19 protein-coding genes are annotated in these 16,456 nt (G+C 45.8%); 10 read left to right on the top strand and 9 right to left on the bottom strand.

Annotation, left to right across the window (positions count from 1 at the left end; genetic code table 11):
* The first annotated feature begins 98 nt into the window (after positions 1 to 98).
* The 5 genes from OCC_RS08250 (at position 99) to OCC_RS12885 (ending at position 3,537) form a co-directional block, all read left to right on the top strand.
* On the top strand, positions 99 to 611 hold the full coding sequence (locus OCC_RS08250) for a metallophosphoesterase (protein WP_004069434.1): 513 nt from the start codon (positions 99 to 101) through the stop codon (positions 609 to 611).
* Positions 612 to 646: 35 nt separating this feature from the next.
* The gene (locus OCC_RS08245) at positions 647 to 1,786 is read left to right on the top strand and encodes a hypothetical protein (RefSeq protein ID WP_048874707.1); all 1,140 of its coding nucleotides are present in this window, start codon (positions 647 to 649) and stop codon (positions 1,784 to 1,786) included.
* The gene (gene rtcA, locus OCC_RS08240) at positions 1,773 to 2,825 is read left to right on the top strand and encodes an RNA 3'-terminal phosphate cyclase (protein WP_004069431.1); all 1,053 of its coding nucleotides are present in this window, start codon (positions 1,773 to 1,775) and stop codon (positions 2,823 to 2,825) included. The genes OCC_RS08245 and rtcA overlap by 14 nt, the downstream gene beginning before the upstream one ends.
* Positions 2,826 to 2,871: 46 nt before the next feature.
* Complete coding sequence (locus OCC_RS08235; protein ID WP_004069430.1) at positions 2,872 to 3,120, top strand: UPF0175 family protein; 249 nt, start codon at positions 2,872 to 2,874, stop codon at positions 3,118 to 3,120.
* Positions 3,121 to 3,279: 159 nt separating this feature from the next.
* Complete coding sequence (locus OCC_RS12885) at positions 3,280 to 3,537, top strand: DUF3368 domain-containing protein (RefSeq protein ID WP_004069428.1); 258 nt, start codon at positions 3,280 to 3,282, stop codon at positions 3,535 to 3,537.
* A gap of 53 nt (positions 3,538 to 3,590) precedes the next feature.
* On the opposite strand, the gene OCC_RS08225 is transcribed toward OCC_RS12885, so the two are convergent.
* Positions 3,591 to 3,962, bottom strand: coding sequence for a hypothetical protein (locus tag OCC_RS08225; RefSeq protein WP_004069426.1), 372 nt, complete (start codon positions 3,960 to 3,962; stop codon positions 3,591 to 3,593).
* Between the two features lie 58 nt (positions 3,963 to 4,020).
* On the opposite strand from OCC_RS08225, the gene OCC_RS08220 reads away from it, so the two are divergent.
* Positions 4,021 to 4,422: a HEPN domain-containing protein gene (locus tag OCC_RS08220; protein ID WP_004069424.1), complete on the top strand. Its 402-nt coding sequence runs from the start codon at positions 4,021 to 4,023 to the stop codon at positions 4,420 to 4,422.
* Positions 4,403 to 4,696 carry a nucleotidyltransferase domain-containing protein gene (locus tag OCC_RS08215; RefSeq protein ID WP_004069422.1) on the top strand — a complete coding sequence of 98 codons (294 nt, stop codon included), beginning with the start codon at positions 4,403 to 4,405 and terminating at the stop codon, positions 4,694 to 4,696. The genes OCC_RS08220 and OCC_RS08215 overlap by 20 nt, the downstream gene beginning before the upstream one ends.
* A 7-nt stretch (positions 4,697 to 4,703) precedes the next feature.
* Here the strand turns inward: OCC_RS08215 and OCC_RS08210 are convergent, their stop codons facing one another.
* The 8 genes from OCC_RS08210 to shyB form a co-directional block, all read right to left on the bottom strand.
* Complete coding sequence (locus OCC_RS08210; RefSeq protein WP_004069420.1) at positions 4,704 to 5,549, bottom strand: TatD family hydrolase; 846 nt, start codon at positions 5,547 to 5,549, stop codon at positions 4,704 to 4,706.
* Positions 5,550 to 5,591: 42 nt separating this feature from the next.
* On the bottom strand, positions 5,592 to 5,900 hold the full coding sequence (pbp11, locus tag OCC_RS08205; RefSeq protein ID WP_004069418.1) for a tRNA-binding protein Pbp11: 309 nt from the start codon (positions 5,898 to 5,900) through the stop codon (positions 5,592 to 5,594).
* 2 nt (positions 5,901 to 5,902) lie between these two features.
* Positions 5,903 to 6,574, bottom strand: coding sequence for a DUF257 family protein (locus OCC_RS08200; RefSeq protein ID WP_004069416.1), 672 nt, complete (start codon positions 6,572 to 6,574; stop codon positions 5,903 to 5,905).
* Positions 6,565 to 7,236: a DUF257 family protein gene (locus OCC_RS08195; RefSeq protein WP_004069414.1), complete on the bottom strand. Its 672-nt coding sequence runs from the start codon at positions 7,234 to 7,236 to the stop codon at positions 6,565 to 6,567. The genes OCC_RS08200 and OCC_RS08195 overlap by 10 nt, the downstream gene beginning before the upstream one ends.
* Positions 7,237 to 7,304: 68 nt before the next feature.
* The gene (gene shyA, locus OCC_RS08190) at positions 7,305 to 8,552 is read right to left on the bottom strand and encodes an NAD(P)-dependent hydrogenase/sulfhydrogenase 2 subunit alpha (protein ID WP_048874706.1); all 1,248 of its coding nucleotides are present in this window, start codon (positions 8,550 to 8,552) and stop codon (positions 7,305 to 7,307) included.
* Positions 8,549 to 9,289 carry an NAD(P)-dependent hydrogenase/sulfhydrogenase 2 subunit delta gene (shyD, locus tag OCC_RS08185; protein ID WP_004069411.1) on the bottom strand — a complete coding sequence of 247 codons (741 nt, stop codon included), beginning with the start codon at positions 9,287 to 9,289 and terminating at the stop codon, positions 8,549 to 8,551. The genes shyA and shyD overlap by 4 nt, the downstream gene beginning before the upstream one ends.
* Positions 9,286 to 10,152: an NAD(P)-dependent hydrogenase/sulfhydrogenase 2 subunit gamma gene (gene shyC, locus OCC_RS08180; protein WP_004069409.1), complete on the bottom strand. Its 867-nt coding sequence runs from the start codon at positions 10,150 to 10,152 to the stop codon at positions 9,286 to 9,288. Before shyC ends, shyD begins: the two co-directional genes overlap by 4 nt.
* Positions 10,149 to 11,153, bottom strand: a complete 1,005-nt coding sequence (gene shyB, locus OCC_RS08175; protein ID WP_004069408.1) for an NAD(P)-dependent hydrogenase/sulfhydrogenase 2 subunit beta — start codon at positions 11,151 to 11,153, stop codon at positions 10,149 to 10,151. Before shyB ends, shyC begins: the two co-directional genes overlap by 4 nt.
* A gap of 160 nt (positions 11,154 to 11,313) precedes the next feature.
* On the opposite strand from shyB, the gene nuoE reads away from it, so the two are divergent.
* The 3 genes from nuoE to OCC_RS08160 are packed head-to-tail and all read left to right on the top strand — an operon-like array spanning position 11,314 to position 16,448.
* Positions 11,314 to 11,778, top strand: a complete 465-nt coding sequence (nuoE, locus tag OCC_RS08170) for an NADH-quinone oxidoreductase subunit NuoE (RefSeq protein ID WP_004069407.1) — start codon at positions 11,314 to 11,316, stop codon at positions 11,776 to 11,778.
* Positions 11,771 to 13,579, top strand: a complete 1,809-nt coding sequence (gene nuoF, locus OCC_RS08165; RefSeq protein ID WP_020953762.1) for an NADH-quinone oxidoreductase subunit NuoF — start codon at positions 11,771 to 11,773, stop codon at positions 13,577 to 13,579. Before nuoE ends, nuoF begins: the two co-directional genes overlap by 8 nt.
* A 1-nt stretch (position 13,580) precedes the next feature.
* The gene (locus OCC_RS08160) at positions 13,581 to 16,448 is read left to right on the top strand and encodes an NAD(P)-binding protein (protein WP_004069400.1); all 2,868 of its coding nucleotides are present in this window, start codon (positions 13,581 to 13,583) and stop codon (positions 16,446 to 16,448) included.
* Positions 16,449 to 16,456 lie beyond the last annotated feature (8 nt).

The following is a 16,456-nucleotide window of genomic DNA, read 5'->3' as shown; positions in this document are numbered from 1 at the left end:
TCATCGTATAGATTGTTGATGAACTGAAGTTCTTAAGCTTTAGCCCACCGAAGATAAAAATATAAACTCCTCATCCTTGACTATACAGAGGTGATCGTATGCTGATAGGAATAATGAGCGACACTCATGACAACCTTCCGGCTATAGCAAGGGCTGTTGAGCTATTTAACAAGGAAAACGTTGACCTCGTGCTTCATGCAGGCGATTATGTGGCACCTTTTGTCAAAAGAGAACTTTCAAAACTAAATGCACCGTTAAAGGGTGTCTTTGGCAACAACGATGGAGAAAGAGAAGGTCTCAAAAAAGCGATTGGGGTAGATGATGAAATAATAGAGCTCGAACTGGATGGGCTTAAGATAGTTCTCCTTCACGGCACAAATGAAAAGGTAGTTGAGGCATTTATAAGGAGCCAGCTTTATGACGTTGTGATAAGGGGGCACACTCATAAATACGAGATAAGGGAAACTGGGAGAAGCATAGTTCTTAATCCCGGCGAGGTTTGTGGGTACGTCAGTGGAATAAAGAGTGTTGCATTTCTGGACACGAGAAAGAGAGAAATAAAGATAGTAAACCTTGACACAGGGGAGCCACTTGGCTTCATGAGCCTTTGAAAAAGGATATAAGAACAAAAAGCGAAGAAAGAATCATGGAGACCGATCTACTTACACCTAAAGAAAGATACAGTGGAGTAGTTTTTATTGGGGTTAGAAAAAATGGCGAGGTAGAGCTCATAAAAGTCTATGCAGAGAATGAAGAACTCGCCAAGGATATCCTGGAGAGGTTTCTATACGAAAAGGGAATCCATCCAGCGGATTTCGTTGTGGTGGATAAGGGGTATGAGAATGTTGAAGGGAAAGAGATAATAAGCACGCGAACCGAAAGCGAGCTTTCTTCTTTTCTTGGCCGTCTCGGGTTAAGGCTTCTCTCAAATGGGATCCTCTACCTTCAGGGAAAGAAGGAAATATACCAGATAACCTCCCTCAGCAAAGATCTTCTAAAGGAGATAAAAGCTAAAGAAAACTTAAAAGAAGAACCGGTTAGACTTGAGCTCAAAAACCTAAACCTCCCGCCGAGATTTATCGAAAAGCTCAGAGCTCTGGAGCTTATGGAAGACACGCTGGTGATAAACCATGCAGAACTCCCCCTTTCAGAGGTTTTGAAAGAAGCTATCAAGGGAGCCGTTAAAATCCCAGAAGTCCTTGAACTTGGCTCGCTAAAACTTCGGCTTTTTGATAGCGAGCTCCATGAAGTGATAAAGAGAGGAAAAGAGCCCCTAATAAAACCTCCGGTAGTGGTTTGGGACAGCTATGTGGATTCTTTGGAAGATTTTGAAGCGGGTGAAATTGGAGATAAGATTTACAGAGCTCCCCTGTTCTTAAAAGCCCACAAGGGATTTCTAATACTCCGAGAGCCTCCCGAGGAACTTGTTGAAAAACTCATAAGGATTAAGGAAAAAGGGAGCGCAAAGATTAAGGGCTTCAAGGTTTCCGTGGAGTTCACGCTGATAGTGGAAAGCAAAAATGAAAAGTACGACCTGCCTGTGAAGATAAGGCTGCCATATTTAAGCCAAGAAGAATTCAAGGAACTTCTAGAGGAAAAGACTGGAGTAAAAGTGTCGGATGAAGTGGTAGAGAAAATACCCGAAGAGAAAAGAACTTTCAAAACTCTCTCAACCCTATCAAAGCTCTTCAAGAGGCTCAAGGAGAAAAAACTCAACGCAAGGCCAGAAGAACTTTTAAATGAAGCGCTTGTACTGTTTCTTGGTGAGGAGAATGAGGGTCATTGATGGGAGTTATGGAGAGGGCGGGGGGCAAATATTAAGGACTGCACTTGCCCTTTCAGTCATCACAGGAGAGGCTGTTAAGATAATAAACATCCGTGCTAAGAGACCAAAACCCGGACTAAGGCCCCAGCACCTATACGGCGTTTTAGCTCTCAAGGAACTTTCACATGGAGAAGTAAAGGGAGCGAGAGAAGGTTCAACTGAGCTGGAGTTCTACCCCAAAGAGATAAAAACAAAACACATTAGGGTGCCAATAAAAACTGCCGGCAGCATAACCCTTGTTCTTCAAGCCCTTCTGCCAGCGATGGTCTTTGCAGATAGCGAGGTCACTTTTGAGATAACCGGGGGAACTGACGTCCCCTGGAGCCCGCCAGTTGATTATCTCAAGCACGTAACCCTCTACGCCCTCGAAAAGCTCGGCATTAGGGTGGAGCTAGAAATAAAGAAGAGAGGCCATTACCCAAGGGGCGGAGGATTGGTCATCGGTAAAGCATATTCTTGGGAAGAAAAGAAGCCGCTGGTTGCTACAGAGTTTAAAAGACTTCACAGCTTTGAAGGGATAAGCCACGCTGTAAGGTTGCCTTCCCACGTTGCTATAAGACAGGCAAAAGCTGCAAGAGAAGTCCTTGAGAGGGTTTATCCTTCTGTGCCGGTGAAGATTAAGGAGGAGTACTATGAACCCGGTAAAGACTCCCACCTAGGCCCGGGAAGTGGGATCGTCGTATGGGCGAATACAGATGTTCTCCGCTTGGGAGGAGATGCCCTTGGGGAGAGGGGCAAACCGGCAGAGGTCGTGGGAAGAGAAGCCGCAACTGAACTTTTAGAGCAATTAAAGACGGGACATGCAGTAGACAAGTTCCTCGGAGACCAGCTCATACCGTTTTTAGCCTTTGCGGGAGGAGAGATATGGGTGAGTGAAATCACAAAGCACCTCATAACCAACGTCTGGGTCGTGGAGCAGTTTTTCGGAAAGGTCTTCGAGGTAGAGGGAGAACTCGGAAAGCCCGGGAAGGTGAAAGTTGTGAGAAAGGTTGAGATTTAGCGAAGGTTTTAAATATTTTCCACTACAACCATCAACCGGTGGGAAAATGGAAATAGTAATTCCAGAAGATATAATCACCGCAATGAAGCTTCCGAGGAAAGAAGTAGAGAGGGAGCTGAAAATTGATCTTGCGGTTATTTTGTATCAGCGAGGAATTCTCTCCCTCGGAAAAGCTGCCAAGCTTGCGGGAGTAACCAAGAGAGAGTTCCTTGAGGAACTGGCCAAGAGGAAAGTCCCGAGGCATTACACGGAAAGGGAGCTTGAGGAGGACGTGGCATTTGCGCGTGGTGAGTGATTTAACCCCTCTGATTCATCTTGCCAAGATTGGCAGACTTGAGCTTCTCCGGAGTTCTTTGGGGAAATAATTATCCCCGAAGCCGTTTATCGAGAGTGCCTCCTTGAAGGTGGCGGGAGCGAAGATGCAAGGGCAATTAAAAACGCCGGATGGATCAAGGTGGAGAAGATATCCGATGACAGGTTAAAACGCACTCCCATGCTTGAACTGGATGAAGGTGAGAGCGAGGCGATAGTTCTGGCACTTGAAAAGAACGCCGAGCTTATTTTGATCGACGACTACGATGGCCGGGAAGTAGCGAGGGCTCTGGGGCTTAGAGTTGTGGGAACTATCGGCATTCTCCTCAGAGCGAAGTTTCGTGGGGAGATAGAGAGCCTTAAGGACGAGCTCGAAAAGCTGAAGGCTACTGGCTTCTAGTTGAGTGAGGGGCTTTATGAAAAAGTTTTGAGAGAAGCGGGAGAGATTTAGAGTCACCTCTCCTTAGATTTCTTCATTCCGATTTCTACACCTTTGGCGATGGCTTCCTGGAGGAGTTTTTGTGTCTTGAAGAATCTGTATCTCCGATAGGAGAGAATCCCAACAACTAGGGAGGTAAACGCTGCAAGCCTATCAATGAATCCCAGGTAAATACTTCCAGAGAGGTAGTATGCCAAAGGATTAAAGAGAAATCCCATAGCCCACATGCCTAAGTAGGCTTTGTAGAGCTCCTCCGAGTCTTCAAGGGAGTCCCCCAAGATTGTGTTCTTTTTTCTCTGGACATCCCAGAGCCCCACAAACACAATAATGGCGTAGGTTATTCCCATCAAATATCCAACTCCCGTAGAAATTGGGTCAGAGCCCATTTCCCTTCTCCCGAAGGGTTAATATATTGGCTAATCATAATTTTCCTTGGGGAGCATCATGTGGGAAGAGATAGAGCGCCATTTAAGACTTGCAGAAGAGGAGCTTTCATCAGCGCATATACTTCTGAAAAACAACAAGCTTAGAGATGCAATAAGTAGAGCATACTATTCAATGTTCCATGCCGCTAAAGCATTACTCTTAACAAAAGATATAAAGCCAAGAAAACACTCTGGAGTTGTCAAGATGTTTGGGCTGTATTTTGTGACGGAAGGATTCATTGAAGAGTTATATGCTAAAGCACTTAACAAAGCCTTTGTTCTGAGATCTCGGGCAGATTATGATATTTATTACCAGCCAACACATGAAGAAGCTGAAGAACTTGTTGAAAGTGCTGAAGCATTCTTGGACAGGGTTAAAAAGGCTCTGGAGATGATCAAAAATGAAGGAAAAAGCCCTTGAAGTATTCTTAAAAAGAATAAAAGAAAAATTTGGAGATGAAGTACAGGAGATCATTGTATTTGGCTCCTATGCAAGGGGAGAGAGTGAAGAAGAAAGCGATATAGACGTGATGATTGTTGGTAACGTTCCACTTGAAGATGTCATAGATATCTCTACCGAAGTACTTCTTGAGTATGGGGAGCTCATAAGCCCGATTATTATTTCTCCAGAGGAATTCAGAAGGAGAAATGATTCGTTCATACAAACTATTAAAGAAGAAGGGATAAGAGTTTAATTGCTCCCTACTCCTCTATCTCCACCCCATACGCCTTTTTTGGATTCTCAACGTGGATTTTGTAAGCTGTTTCCTCGTCCATTAAGCCCTGCTGGAGAAATGCTTTTGTCCTCTTGGGCACGGTTTTGGGGCCTAAAACAGCTCCCGGCCTCTTTTTATCGTCTATGTAATCGGTCTCCATCAAGAACCTGCTTCCCTGCATTAAGGCTTCCATAATGGCTTTTTTGCTCGCTAGAATTGAGGGAAAGACGCCAACTTCTTCGGCAACTTTGACCAGTGGCGGGGAGTAATGCTTGACGACTTTGTAGGGCTTTATGCCCACTTCTTTGACAATCGCTCCGAGCTCTCTGAACTTCTCTTCATTAAAGCTCTCCGTGTGGAGCTGGACTGCACAGTCTGCTTCTTTAGCAAGTTTCATCCCATACTTCATGAGCTCTATGCTTGCATTCCATACCTCCTCGCTGACCTCGTAGTGTGGCCTTCCTATCTCACCTATCGCTATTGCCTTTCCCTCAAGGCAGAGCTTTTGGGCATATTCCAAAGCCTTCATGACCTCGTCTTTAGCGTATTCCACACCTTTCTTCTCCGCAAGGTAGGCAAACTCCGCCGGGTGAACCCCAACCAAGGCAAATGCCCTAACTGGGGTTTCTTTATTTATCCTCTCCACAAGGCTTATGTGAAAGTCCATGGCCTTCATGAAGTCCTCAGCTCTACTTCCATTAAATCCGTAATCGTGGGCACTCTTGTAAACCACGTTGAGATGCGTGCCTCCAGCCTTGTGAAATTCTTTAACCGCCTCTAAGAACAGCCCTTTAAAGGGGTCAACGTGAAAGTGGTTATCAAATATTATCATTCCCACCACCAAGAAAGCATAAGTGAAGAGGTTTAAAAGCCCTTAGGATTGATAAACCTCAAGTACCTCCCCGGCTTTGGTGTTAAGTTTCCCTTCCAAAACAAGGGCCACTTTATCATATTCGAGCGCAAAATCGACCTTTTGCCTCTCTTTCTGTATCTCCCTTATGAGTGCGGCTTTCTTTCCCTTCACTTTATAGCCTGGGTAAATAACTCCCTCAACAACTTCTCCAACCAGAACTTCATTGCCAAAGATTTCAAAGACCTTTTCCACCTTAAACTTAGCCACGGGTCTTTTTGAGAATATCTCAACTCTACCCTCTTTCTTTTTGAAAATGTCAAAGAGCCCCATGTTCACCACTGGAGTACTCTCTCAAGGGAGACTTCGTACTCTTTGCCCAGAAACTCTATAAACGGGTTCTTTCCAAAGGTAACCTTTCCCTTTCCGTATTCTCCTTTGATGTATACCACAGTCGTCGCCATTTCCTCTAGCTCCGGGATTGGGTTGAACTTGAGATTTGAAGCAACGTTTTTGTCTATTATGTAAAACGCTTTTCTGCTCTTGTTGCCCAAAAATCCCTGAATGGAGTTTATTACCGTATAAAATTCAACGGGCTCCTGGAAGAAGGCAAAAAGCCTCTCAAGGCCAAGGACTATGTTGATGTACTTCCCCTCAGAAAAAACTTCTTTGACAGTACTCTCATATCTGCTCAAATATATCACCGGCTCTGTTTCCAAGGGAATTCTTCCCACGACCTTCCCAACGTCCATCTTTCCCCCAGTTTTGATTACAAGGACATCTGAGAAGTCCTCTTGAACGCCAAGAAACTCCAGTTGCTTTTTTATCAGAAAAAGAGTGTCTAAAACATCGTCGATCATTATTTTAATTCCCCTTTCCCGAGCATATCTCACAAAGGCATACATTGCCATAACCAAGCCGTAAGTAGTTTCATCCTCTATAAGAACCAAATCGCCGAAGGGTGTTCTATCCACTACATCAAAAAGCATCTCTTTTGTCATTTCCATCTTATCACCCCAGCTGGGATTTCGATTTTCTTTCCAAGCAGATCCAAGCTTGTGGATTTTTTGAAAGTAAAAATACCGCTCGTAGGGGTTGGAACGGCTTCAATTACCGTAGTTGCTAATCTTTCAAGTTCTGGTAGAGGGTTAAATGGGATTAAGGATGCAATATCCTTATTGACTAAATAGAATGCCTTCCGCTTCTCATTTCCAAGGAAAGACTGAAGTGCGAGGATAAAGGCGTAGAATTCTGGTACCGATGAAACAAACGAAAAGAGCCTTTCAAGGCCGAGGACAATGTTTATGGATTTCTCAACCTTTGAGAAGACCGCTCTCCCTGCCTCTTCATAATTTCTTATGTATATAACCGGCTCGCTGACAAATTTTACCCTTGTAACAACGTTTCCAATGTTCCTTTTTCCACCGGTTTTAACAACAAGGGCATCTCTAAAGTCCTCCTTAATGCCAAGGAATTCAAGATGCTTCTGAATAACGTGGAGAGAATCGAAGTTATCATCAATTATAACCGGCAATCCCCGTGACTTCCCATAGGACATAAGCCCAAGGGTCATAAGCTCAGGTATGAATGACGGAGAGTATTCAACGAGAACAATTTCTCCAAACTTTATTTTATCGGCTAGTTTAAAAACTCCCTCTAAAGACTCCAAACTTTCACCTCCACAACTAATTAATACCCTCTACAAATATAACTTTTTTGCATTAAAATAAAAAAGAATCAGAGCCTAACAACGTGCACAGAACAGGAAATGCAGGGATCAAATGCCCTAACAGTTTCTTCCAGCTTCTGAAGGAAAGTCATTTCATCTGAGCTTCCATACCTCTTTTTAGCCTCTTCGTAAAGGCTGAGCTCCATAATGGCGTGGTTGAAAGCTGTGGGGGTTATAATGTTGGAATACGCTATGTTGCCCTTTTCATCAATCCTGTAGTGGTGCACCAAAACGCCCCTAGGTGCCTCAACGTAACCTATTCCTTCTCCTTCTTTGGGTTCAATCGGCACGTTTTCTCCCTCAAAGCCCTTATCGAGGAGAGCTCTGGCTATTTCCTTCGTCCTCTCGAGGGCATATACAAGCTCTATGGCTTGAGCTAAGTTGTTTAGGCTGACGTATCCTTGAGCAAGCTTCTCCTTATATTCCTCGTAGAGATGCCTTGCCATTGGGGTAAGCATTTCGTACTTCAATATTACCCTTGGAAGGGCTCCTACCATGAATACCTCTCCTTTGTATCTGCTCTGCTTTGCAAAGCTGTATGGGAGAGTTTTCTCCTCAATGCACTTGAAATAGTCAAAGTGCTCTCCATCGTCAGCAATCAGCTCATCCCCATAGAGGTAGCCGTTAACCGCAACGTAATGCTCCGCCTTTGCTCCCAAATACTCCTGATTCGCAAATATGCCCACTGCCCTCCTTGCAAGCTTTAATAATGCCTCACTTTGCATTTCCATTCTTTCAAGCTCTTCTATTGTTGGGTATCTCCCAAATCCACCGGGCTTAACATTTATGCCGTGTATCTCCCTTCCACCAATAACCTCCCTGATGTAGTTGCCAAACGCCTTGATTGTGAGGCCTTCTTTTACTATTTCGCCGTGTTTGCTTGCCATTCTTATCGCGTCAGCATACCCGAAAAGGTCCGGAGCAACTAAGAGGTAGAGGTGCAGAGCATGACTCTCGATGAGTTCTCCTAGAAGGCCTAGTTCCCTTAGAAGCATTATCTCCTCTGGGACTTCAACTCCAAAGGCTCTCTCAATGCCAAGTACCGAAGCGACTGAATGCGACAGATAGCATATGGCGCATATTCTAGCCTCTAAGTCCGGCACGTCCCAGTAGTGTCTTCCAAGGGTGAGGAGCTCGAAGAACCTTGGCCCTTCGAATATTTTCACCTTAACGTCCTTCACTTCCCCGTTCTCGATGATTATTTCCGCTCCTCCGTTTCCTTCAACCCTTGTAAAAGCCTCGATCTCAATGCTCACCATCTCAGCTCACCCCTTGCAAAAGTCTTGAACTTTCTCCGAATGTATTCCTCGTCGTAGCCAAGCTCCTTGAGAATCTCGAACTCACTTGCAGGGTTTGCTTCCTTCGGCAGAGGCCCTCTGCACCCAATGCATCCCAGCTGAGATTTTATGCAGACTGCATTGCACCCGCCGAGCGTTATTGGACCCAAACAAGGAATGCCCCTCTTAACAAGAACACACTCGTATTCATTGAGCTTGCACTCCACACAGACCGGATAGTCCTTTGTAGGTGGCTCAACACCTTTTGCCAAATTCATGAGCACCTGATAAATTTCATCCTTATCATAGGGACAGCCCGGCAAGGCGTAATCAACTGCCACATGCTGCACAATCGGAGTTGAATCTAAAGCCTTCATTGGGTTTGCTCTCGTTCCATAAACTTTCTCAAGCTTTTCTCTGATTTTCCCTTCAACACTCGCCTGCACGTCTCCATGGGTGGCACAGGTTCCGAGGGCTATGAGATATTTTGAGTGGTTTCTTGCGTAGTGAAGGAGATTAAGATCCCTCTGTGTTGAAACACTTCCAGTAACAATCGCCACATCAAGAGTGTCGTGTTCTTTAATACTTGAAGCCATGTGAAATTCCTTTATTTCGTAGAATTCAAGCAGATCAAAGAGCTTTTCGTATAGGAAGAGAATGTTGAGAGCGCATCCTCCACAATCGGTCAGCTCAAAAACACCAAGCTTGAGCATCATATCAGCCCCCTTGTAGATAGAGCATCCCAATAAGTGAATACAGGGCCGTCTTTGCACACGTATTTAATAGAGGTGCTCGTTCCCACGATGCAGTGGCCACATTTCCCAACCCCACAGCGCATTCTCCTTTCGAGGGTCATGTAAATCCTTCCCGGAGAGAGCTTTCTATCTAAAAGCTCCTTGATAACGTATTTGTACATCACCGGTGGGCCGCAGATTAGTGCATAGGTGTTTTCAACGTCAAAGGTTTCTCCTCTAAAGAGGTCTGTAACGACTCCTTTGCATACCCTCGGTGAATAGCCCTTCTCTAGGTATATGCATGAAGGGCTCTCCACTTCGTAGGCGAGTTTCACATGACAGTTCATATCCTCGCCATGTTTGAGGAGGTGTATCACCTCATCCCTGAAGAGAATATCCTCATAGGCCTTTGTGCCGTAGAAGAGGTAGATTTTTTCATATTTCCCTGTATCCAGAGCATACCACAGCACTGAGCGAAGGGGAGCCATTCCCAAACCGCCAGCCACGAGAACTAAAGTTGAACCTTCCATCTTTTCCATTGGAAAGCCATTGCCATAAGGACCTCTAATCCCAACTATGTCACCCTCTTTGAGCTTATGCATGTATTTTGTCATTCTCCCAACCCTTCTAACACAGAGCTGGAAGTAGCCCTCTCTAGTAGGAGTTGAGCACAGGCTTATCGGAAACTCTCCAAAACCCCTTATGTCAACTATAACAAACTGTCCGGGCTTGTATTTGAAGCTTCTGTTGAGCTCTGGATCGACAAAGCGAAGTGTAAAAAGCTTTTCCCTTGAGGTGAGCTCCTTCACTTCCAAAATCCTCGCGTCGTGTGTTTGAAACGTCATTGTAACCCCTCCCTCACCTCATCGAGAACCTTAACGTGCTCTATCTTAGCTGGACAGAACTCGTCACATCTTCCGCATCCAACGCAGTTAAAGCCCGCTGAGGGGTCAAAGTAGCTCTTACAGTAATAGCGGTGCCTGAAGCGATCTAAACGAGTTGGTCTAAAGTTATGTCCTCCAGCAACCAAGCCATGGGTTTCCATAAAGCAGGAATCGTATCTCCTCACCCTTACTGCCTCATAGGCGTTCATCCATAGGTCACACACTTCATAGCATCTACACGTCGGACAAACCATGTTACAGTTGCCGCATCCAAGACATATCTTCTCGTACTTTTTCCACACCGGGCTGTTAAAGGCTAAGTCAAGCATGTCTTCAAGACCTTCCTTGTTGAGGTGCTTCTTAAAGGAATTGGCCCTTTTCTCTTCAAACTCCCTGAAGTTCCTCATATCCTCCTCTGTAAGTTCTTCAAAGAGCTCTTCATTTTCCCAAGCTATCTCATGTCCTTTTACACTACCAACCCTCACTAACCAGCCGTCCGGGAGCTCATGCAAAAATAGATCAAAGCCGTGCATAGCGAAATCTGTTCCTAAGCTTTTGCAGAAGCAGTATTCATCTGGCATACAGCTCATGCCGATTATTATTGAATTTTCCCTTCTTTTCTTGTAGTAAGGATCTACTGGCTCATTAAGGTAAACCTTGTCGAGTATCTCCAATCCGTGGATATCGCATGAATGAACCCCAAAGAGAACTACTGGTTCAACTCCATCGATCTCTTCCCATTTGCCTCCTTTAAGCCTGAGCATTTCATCCTTAGGCCTCACAAAGAACTTCTTCGGAGGAAGCATCGTTCTGGTGTAATCAAAGGCTATCTCCGAAGGTTTCTCGACATGCTGAAAGGAATAGATGTTTCCCTTTTTCACCGGGGCATATACTTTGCCCCAGTTCTTCAAAGAGTTGAAGAACTCCTCAAAATTTTCTTGAGGCAGTTTTACATATCGCAAGATTACCACCCGAATTCATTGTTTAGTTTTATATTTGTAAAGAACGAATTTAAGGATTTTTTAAACATAAGGTGACCAACCAAATGTTGCAAACATATACTTTAGTGTACATTTATAAACGTTGACGTAGATAAAGGGCATAGAATGGTGGGTGGTAATCATGAATTTGAAGTTTGAGTACATCTACAATTATGAGCCGAATCCGAGTTCTTTGATCCCATTGTTGCAGAAAACTCAGGAAATTTTTGGATATCTTCCAAGAGAAGCTCTAGAGGAGATTTCAAAATACCTAAAACTGCCTTTGAGCAGAGTTTATGGTGTTGCTACATTCTATGCCCAGTTCCGCTTTGAGCCCCTAGGCAAATACGTTATAAAAATATGCCACGGCACCGCTTGCCACGTTAACGGGGCGGTAAACATTTCTCAGGCAATTAAAGAGGAGGTTGGTGTCGAAGAAGGACAGACAACCCAGGATGGACTTATAACCCTTGAAAGAGTCGCCTGCCTCGGATGCTGCAGTCTTGCCCCTGTGATAATGATAAACGACAAGGTCTTTGGCAAATTAACGCCTGAGAAGGTTAGGAAAATAATCAAAAACCTCAAGGAGGGGAAGCTCAATGTCTGAGATCAAAGCCATTGCAGTCGGCATGAACTCTTGTGGAATTGCTGCGGGGGCTAGAGAGACTTATGAGGCACTCAAAAAGGAACTTGAAAAAAGAAATCTAAATATCAAGCTCAAAATCGTTGGATGCGTTGGTATGTGCTACCGCGAACCTCTCGTGGACATAATTACCGAGAATGAGATCATCACATACGGTCACGTTGACCCTAAGAAAATTCCGAGGATCATAGAGGAGCACGTCATCAACGGGAAGCCGGTAGATGAATGGATAGTCAAGCGCGACTGGTGGGAGAACGGCGAGAGGAAGACTTGGGATGTTGACGGCTACTTCGCCAAGCAAAAGAAGATAGTTCTTGAAAACTCCGGCTACATAAATCCTGAGGACATAGAGGAATACATAGCTGCTGGGGGCTATGAAGCCCTCAAAAAGGCCCTCAAAATGGAGCCAGAGGAGATAATAGATATAATCACCAAATCCGGCCTGAGGGGTAGGGGAGGCGCCGGCTTCCCCACGGGCCTGAAGTGGAAGTTCACCCGTCAAGCGAAGGGAGACGAGAAGTACGTTATCTGCAACGCCGACGAGGGCGACCCCGGAGCCTTCATGGACAGGAACGTCCTTGAAGGGGATCCCCACCGCGTGATCGAGGGGATGATAATAGGGGCCTACGCGATCGGAGCTACCAAGGGCTTTATCTACGTGAGAGCCGAGTATCCCCTTGCAGTAAAACGCCTTAGGATAGCGCTCCAGCAGGCGAGGGAGCGAGGCTTCCTCGGCGAGAACATCCTCGGGAGCGGTTTCTCCTTCGACATCGTCATCAAAGAGGGCGCTGGAGCCTTCGTCTGCGGTGAGGAGACCGCTTTGATAGCCTCCATCGAGGGCAAACGCGGCATGCCGAGGCCGAGGCCGCCTTATCCTGCCCAGAAGGGTCTCTTTGGAAAGCCCACCAACATAAACAACGTGGAAACCTGGGCGAACGTGCCATGGATAATAAGGCACGGCCCGGAAGCTTACGCTTCCCTTGGGACGGAGAAGAGCAAAGGCACCAAGGTCTTCGCCCTCTCGGGCAAGATAAAGCATGGAGGAAACGTAGAGGTTCCTATGGGAATCACGCTTAGGGAAATCCTTTACGAGATCGGCGGTGGCACTAAGACCGGCAAGAAAATTAAGGCAGTTCAGCTCGGCGGGCCTTCGGGCGGTTGCATTCCGGAGGAGCTCTTTGACACCCCCGTTGACTACGAGAGCGTGAACGCCACCGGGGCGATAATGGGAAGCGGCGGAATGGTGGTTATGGACGAGGACACCTGTATGGTCGACGTCGCCAAGTTCTTCCTTGACTTCACGGTTAAGGAGTCCTGCGGCAAGTGCACCTTCTGCCGCATAGGCACCAAGAGGATGTGGGAAATCTTGGATAAGATAACCAAAGGACAGGGGACTATGGAAGACATAAAGGAACTTGAGGAACTTGCCCCCATGGTGAAAGCCGGTTCTCTATGTGGGCTTGGACAAACGGCACCAAATCCAGTTCTAACAACCCTTCAGTATTTCAGGGATGAATACATAGCTCACGTGAAGGACAAGAGATGCCCGGCTAAGGTATGCAAGCCCCTCATAAAGTACGTCATAATAGCAGATAAATGCACAGGATGTACGGCATGTGCGATTTTCTGCCCTGTCAAAGCTATAAGCGGAGAGAAGCTTAAGCCGCATGTAATAGACCAAGAAGCGTGCATAAAATGCGGAACATGTTATAATGTCTGCAGGTTTGATGCCATAAAGATAGTTGATGCCTATGAGGGTGATTGAAATGGTCAAGCTCATCGTGAATGGTAAGGAAATCGATGTTCCCGAGAACAAAGTACTCCTTCAGAGCCTGAGGGAAAAGGGAGAACACATTCCAGGAATGTGCTACGATTTTGAGCTCGAGCCCTATGGATCATGCCGCCTTTGCTTAGTCGAAACTCCTAGAGGAGTTACAACTTCATGTACACTCAAACCTGCAGAAGGTCTGGAAATAGAAACGTTAAACGAAAAGATAGTCGCAATGAGGAGAACAGCTCTTGAGCTAATGCTCTCTGACCACTACGGAGATTGCATAGGGCCATGTCAAGAGGGATGCCCGGCACACAGTGACGTGCAAGGGTATTTAGCCCTCATAGCGATGGGCAAATATCACGAGGCTGTAAAACTCATGAAAGAGAAGTACATTCTTCCGGCAGTTCTTGGAAGAGTTTGTCCGGCTTTCTGTGAAAGCGAGTGCAGGAGGAACCTTGTGGAAGAACCTCTAGCAATAAGGCAACTCAAGAGGTTTGCGGCAGATTATGATCTTGAGCACGGCCCTTGGATGCCAGAAATTCCACCCTCAACGGGAAAAAGGGTAGCAGTTGTTGGTAGTGGGCCTGCGGGACTTGCATGCGCCTATTACTTGAGAACCATGGGTCACGAGGTGACAATAATAGAGGCGATGCCAGAACTCGGGGGAATGATGCGCTATGGAATTCCTCCCTACAGGCTTCCGCGTGATGTTCTTGACAAGGATATAGCAACTGTCATCAACACCGGCATTGAGGTTAAAACCAACACGGTGCTTGGAAAGGACATAACACTTGAGGAGCTCCGAAAAGAATACGATGCTGTTTTCCTTGGTGTTGGGGCATGGAAAGGCAGAAAGATGGGCATAGAAGGAGAAGAGCTTGAAGGTGTTATGCAGGGCATCGAGTTCCTCAGAAAGGTCAACATGGGCGAAGAAGTAAAGCTTGGCAAACGTGTTATGGTTGTCGGTGGTGGAAACACCGCTATGGATGTTGCAAGAACGGCTTTGAGGCTCGGTGCAAAGGTTACCGTTGTTTACAGGCGTTCAAAAGAAGAAATGCCGGCAAACCCAAGGGAAGTTGAGGAAGCAGAGGAAGAAGGTGTGGAATTCATATTCTTGGCAAACCCGGTTAAAATCCACGGCAACGGTAGAGTAGAAAAGGTTGAGCTAGTTAGAATGAAGCTCGGAGAACCAGATGAAAGTGGAAGAAGGCGTCCAATACCCATAGAGGGCTCAAACTTTTTCTTGGAGGCAGATAACGTCATCCTCGCCATAGGTCAGTATTGCGATGATTCCTTCTTAAAGAAACTGGGCATAGAAGCAAAGCGTGGAAAAGCCGTGGTAGATGAGGTAACCTTACAGACAAGCATTGAAGGGGTGTTTGCAGGAGGAGACCTAATCTTAGGACCCTCAACGGTCATAGAGAGCATAGCGACTGGAAGAAGGGCCGCTTTGATGATTGACCTGTATCTCAAAGGAAAGCTGGAGAAGGCAAAAGAAGTACTTATTGAGCCCTCAAAGCACATAGACGAGATAGTGAGAGATGAAGACTTGTACAGAATCCTCTTCGACTTGAAACCCTACAACCACTGGAAAGACGTCACTGAGGAAGATTATGAACATGTGGAGAGGAAACCAAGAGTCAAAAGCAGGTTAAAGCCCGTTGAAGAAAGGATTAAAGGATTCGTTGAAGTTGAAGAAAGCCTAACCGAAGAGGAAGTGCTTAAGGAAGCAGAAAGGTGTATGAGCTGCGGATGTATGGAGGTCTTTAGATGTAAGCTCAGGGAGTACGCAACGCTTTACGAAGCTAAGCAGGACAGGTTTAAAGGAGAGACAAATCGCTTTGAAATTGACGAAACCCATCCAAGCGTCGTTCTCGACAACAATAAGTGTGTATTGTGCGGTAGGTGTGTCAACTTAACTCATGAGATAGTTGGAGAAGGAGTAGTGGACTATCTCTTTAGAGGATTCAAAACTAGGATCTCACCTCCCCTTGGAAACACACTTGGAGACATGGACGGAGTTTTCATAGGAGACATGATTGACGTCTGTCCTACAGGGGCAATAAGCGAAAAGCTACCCTTCATAAAGCCCGGCCCGTGGAAGACAACTCCAGTAAAGACTGTCTGCAACGGGTGCAGCTTTGCATGTGAAATGAACATCGAGGTTTATAACGATATGCTCGTTAGAGCTTCTTCAGTGGCAGGATGGAACAACGGACACCTCTGCGACATCTGCCGCTTCAAGAGACCATGGGCTGAGGATTTAACATTCCCGCTTCTCAACGGCGAAAAAGTGGAATGGGATAAAGTCAGAGAATTCATAGAGAGCCATGAAGACATTGCTCTCATATTAACCCCCGAGCTGACGAACGAGGAGGTTGAATACTTCAAGAGAGTTGCAGAGGAGAAAGGCTTCAAACTTGGAGCTTTTGTAGAGGACGGAATTTCCACGGCAACACTTGAGGACATAAAGAAAGCCAAGAAAGTTCTTTTAAAAGCAGACATCGAAAAGTATCCCTATCTGAAGGTGTTGCTAAAAGGCAAAGAAGTCGTGGAGGAAGGTTACGAAGTTGCCATAGTTGAAGCACCTGCAGAGCCCTTAAATGTGCCGACGCTTATACTCCATGAGGGCGTTAATGAGGTAGGCTTGTTAAAGCTTGGAGTTAAGGGGTTGCCTGAGGCGGAAGCTTACGTGGTCATAGGAAAACCCAGAAAGGGCTTGAAAGGCGATGTATTGGCCCTTCCTTCAGGCTTGTGGGCAGAAAAAGAAGGGACAATTATAAACGCTTTCAACATGGAGCTTAGAGTCAATAAAGCCCGGGAGCCTGAATACAGTGTGAAGGAGATATTCTCCCTCTAATTTTTCTC

Origin of the sequence: Thermococcus litoralis DSM 5473 (assembly GCF_000246985.2) — an archaeon.
Classification (GTDB): domain Archaea; phylum Methanobacteriota_B; class Thermococci; order Thermococcales; family Thermococcaceae; genus Thermococcus_A; species Thermococcus_A litoralis.
Note: the sequence above shows the minus strand (reverse complement) of the source record. Positions and strands in the feature narration are given on the sequence as shown.